We start from the raw sequence: 3,681 nt of genomic DNA on the forward strand, positions 1-3,681 counted from the left end.
TGTGCCATGCCGTGTGCGCGCCCGGCGTGAAGTGCACGCTGAACACCCTTATCCGGGACGGCGGTTCGGGCGCGCACACGGCATGGCACACGCACCCGCACGGCCAGGTCCTGCATGTGACCGAGGGCGAGGGGCTGGTGCAGCGCAAGGGTGGTGCCGTCGAGTCGATCCGGGCGGGCGACACCGTGTGGATCGAACCGGACGAGTGGCACTGGCACGGCGCGGGGCCACGCACGTTCATGACGCATCTCGCGGTCGTCGAGGCCGCCGAGGACGGCACCACCGCCTGCTGGGACGAGCATGTCGACCCTGCGAACTACCCGGCCTGAGGGGGCACTTGATGCACGCCATGCAGTACGCACTGACCCTGCCCGCCGACTACGACATGAATGTCATCCGGGGCCGGGTCGCGCGGGTCGGGCATCTGCTCGACGACTGGGACGGGCTCGGCCTGAAGGTGTATCTGCTGCGTGAGCGCGGGGTGCACGGTTCGCCGGTCAACCAGTACGCGCCGTTCTACCTGTGGAACACGGTGGAGGGTATGAACCGCTTCCTCTGGGGCGGTGCTTTCCAGCGGCTCGTCGACGACTTCGGGCGGCCTGAGGTGGTGCGGTGGACGGGCCTGGCGTACGAGAAGGGCGGCGGTGCCGGTTCGCGCGCCGCTGTCGCCGTGCGGCGGCGTCAACGGATGGCGGAGGGTGGGGAGTTGGCCGCGGTCATGGAGGAGGCGGTGGACGAGACCCGGCGGCTGGCCGGGGAGGACGGCGCGGTGCTCGTGGCGGCGGCCGTCGATCCGTACAGGTGGGAGCTGGTCCACTTCTCGCTCTGGGCGCACGATGCGCCGAAGGCGGAGGGGGACGTGTTCCAGGTGCTGCACGTCTCGGCGCCGGGGCGGGACGCGTTGCCGCGCGGTCGGCAGTGGTGAGGGGCGTCGGCGTCGTCCGTACGGTACTGGGGGATGTGGACCCCGGGGAGCTGGGGGTGTGCGACGCGCACGACCATCTCTTCCTCCGCAGCCCCCAACTCCCGGGCCAGGAACTGGAGGACGCCTCGGCCGCACGGGCCGAGCTGGCCGCGTTCCGGGCCGTGGGCGGGGGCAGCGTCGTGCAGTGGACGCCGTACGGGATGGGGCGGCGGGTCGCCGATCTGCCGCTGCTGTCGCGGGCCACGGGGGTGCATGTGGTCTGCGCGACCGGGTTGCACCAAGTGGCGCACTACAGGCCGGAGTTGCTGGAGCGTCTGCGGGGCGGGCTGGCCGGGACCTTCGTCTCCGAACTCACCGAAGGCATCGGCCCGTCCGGGGTCCGCGCCGGTCTCGTCAAGGTCGCGGGCGGCTTCCACGGCCTCGACGCGCACGCCCGCTGGACGATGACCGCCGCGGCCGAGGCCCACCGCGCGACGGGCGCGCCGATCGCCGTCCACCTGGAGATGGGCACGGGCGCGCTCGACGTACTCGACCTGCTGTGCGGGGAGTTGGGGGTCGAACCGCACCGCATCGTCCTCGGCCACCTCAACCGCTCCCCCGACCTCACGATCCAACGCCAGGCCGCCGGCACGGGCGCCTACCTGGCCTTCGACGGCCCGTCCCGCGCCCACCACGCCACGGACTGGCGTATGCCGGACGCGGTCCGCGCCCTCGCCGACGCCGGCTTCGGCGACCGTCTGCTGATCGGCGGCGACACGGTGGTCGCCGGCGCGCGCTCGGTGGACGGCGGCCCGGGGATGCCGTATCTGCTGCGGCGGGTGCGACCACGGCTCGCGGTGGAACTGGGGGAGGAACTGGTGGGGCGTGTGTTCCGGGAGAACCCGGCGCGGGCGTTCGCCGTGGAATGGCGGTGAGGGCGGCCGGTGGAGCTGAAGTCGCCTGACATTACGAGCAGTTGCGGAGACACCCTGTGCCCTTCGTCCGTATCGACGCGCTGTACGCCGACCCCGCGCGGCTCGACGCGCTCGGCCGTGCCGTGCACGACGCCCTGGTGGAGACGATCGGGATTCCGGACGACGACCGCTTCCAGGTCCTGACCGGTCACGACGGCGCCCGCGGCACGCTGCGGTACGGCGACTACCTGGGTGTGCATGTGACGAGGGCATCGTGTTCGTCGCGATCACGATGCGCTCCGGACGCACCCCTGAGCGGAAACGGGCGCTGTACCGGCGAATCACCGAACTCGCCCAGGCGTACGCGGGCGCCGAGCCCCGGAACGTGTTCGTCACCGTGACCGAGAACGAGTCGGTCGACTGGTCGCTCGGTCACGGTCTCGCGCAGTACGCCCCCTCGGCGGAGCCGGTCGCCGAGGGCTGACGGGAGCCCGATATGTTCGACGCGAACATCGAACATGTGGAGCTCGTGTGCAGACGACAGTGGAGCCGCCCAGAGCGGCGGAGGCGGACGTCGTGGCGTCCGGGTGGCCCCGGTCCTGGCCGCTGCTGCTGCTGGGGGCGGCCGTCGTTCCCGGGCTGGTGCTCTTCTCCGTCGGGCGGTGGCTGGACTCGCCGGCCGTCCAGGCGTGGCGGACCGTGTGTCTCGCCATCACCACACAGGCGCTGCCCTTCCTGCTGCTGGGTACGGCGCTGTCGGGGGCGATCAACGCGTTCGTGCCGGCGCGGGTGTTCACGAAGCTGCTGCCCAAGCGGGCCGCGTTCGCCGTGCCGGTCGCCGGGATGGCGGGAGTCGTGCTGCCGGGCTGCGAGTGCGCGTCGGTGCCGGTCGCGAACAGTCTGATCGGGCGGGGTGTCACCCCGGCCGCCGCGTTCTCGTTCCTGCTGTCCGCCCCGGCGATCAACCCCGTCGTCCTCACCGCCACCGCGATCGCGTTTCCCGCGAGCCCGATCATGGTGCTGGCCCGGCTGCTCGCCTCGCTCGCGACCGCCGTGGTGATGGGCTGGCTGTGGCTCTGGCTGGGACGTGAGGAGTGGCTGCGGCCGGTCGCGCGCCACACCGGGCACGAGCCGGGGCGCAGCCGCTTCACCGAGTTCCGCACCGGCTTCCAGCACGACTTCCTGCACGCGGGTGGGTTCCTGGTCGTCGGAGCCATGGCGGCGGCCACCTTCAACGTCGCCGTACCGCGCTCCGTACTCGACACCTTCGCCGGTTCGCCCTGGCTCTCGGTCCTGTTCCTGGCGGCGCTCGCGATCATCCTCGCGGTCTGCTCCGAGGCCGACGCGTTCGTGGCGTCCTCGCTCACGGGCTTCTCCCCCACCGCCCGGCTCGCTTTCATGGTGGTCGGCCCCATGGTGGACCTGAAGCTGATCGCCCTCCAGGCGGGCACGTTCGGCCGGGCCTTCGCGGCCCGTTTCTCCGCCGCCACGACGGTCGTCGCGGTGCTGTCCAGCGCGCTGATCGGAGCGGTACTGCTGTGAGACGCCCCCTCCAGGTGACCCTGCTCGTCCTCAGCGGTCTGGGCCTGCTGCACGCCTCGCTCTTCACCGACCTGTGCCTGCGCTACGTCAAGCCGAGCATGCGCCCGATGCTCGTCGTCTCCGGCTTCCTGCTGATCCTGCTCGGCATCGCGGAGGCCTGGTCACGGGCACGACAGCACCCGGGCGCGGACGACGACCACATGGGCCCCGGCAACATGGACCGTGACCACATAGGTCACGACCACACCGAACCCGCCGAAGAACACGTGGGCCACAACCACTCGAAGGTGCCCCGGGTCGCCTGGCTGCTCTTCCTCCCCG

General features: G+C 71.7%; 4 protein-coding genes and 2 pseudogenes. All 6 read left to right on the forward strand.

Going from position 1 to position 3,681, the window contains the following annotated elements; all coding sequences use genetic code 11:
• Nucleotides 1-329, forward strand: a 329-nt coding sequence (locus JHN63_RS48800) for a cupin domain-containing protein (protein ID WP_234478847.1), incomplete at its 5' end; no start/stop codon positions are given.
• A gap of 11 nt (nt 330-340) precedes the next feature.
• Nucleotides 341-925 (forward strand): DUF4865 family protein, encoded by a 585-nt coding sequence (locus JHN63_RS48805; protein WP_200691582.1) that lies wholly within the window; start codon nt 341-343, stop codon nt 923-925.
• Nucleotides 926-960: 35 nt separating this feature from the next.
• The gene (locus JHN63_RS48810; RefSeq protein WP_374223020.1) at nt 961-1,839 is read left to right on the forward strand and encodes a phosphotriesterase; all 879 of its coding nucleotides are present in this window, start codon (nt 961-963) and stop codon (nt 1,837-1,839) included.
• Nucleotides 1,840-1,895: 56 nt separating this feature from the next.
• Nucleotides 1,896-2,302: pseudogene (locus JHN63_RS48815) on the forward strand (tautomerase family protein).
• A 47-nt stretch (nt 2,303-2,349) separates the two neighbouring features.
• Entirely contained in the window at nt 2,350-3,360 is a 1,011-nt protein-coding gene (locus JHN63_RS48820) for a permease (protein ID WP_307782171.1), read from the forward strand.
• Nucleotides 3,357-3,681, forward strand: a pseudogene (locus tag JHN63_RS48825) (TIGR03943 family protein); the annotation flags it as partial. The gene JHN63_RS48820 and the pseudogene JHN63_RS48825, both read left to right, overlap by 4 nt.

It is taken from the genome of Streptomyces sp. MBT65, from assembly GCF_016612545.1.
Lineage (GTDB): Bacteria > Actinomycetota > Actinomycetes > Streptomycetales > Streptomycetaceae > Streptomyces.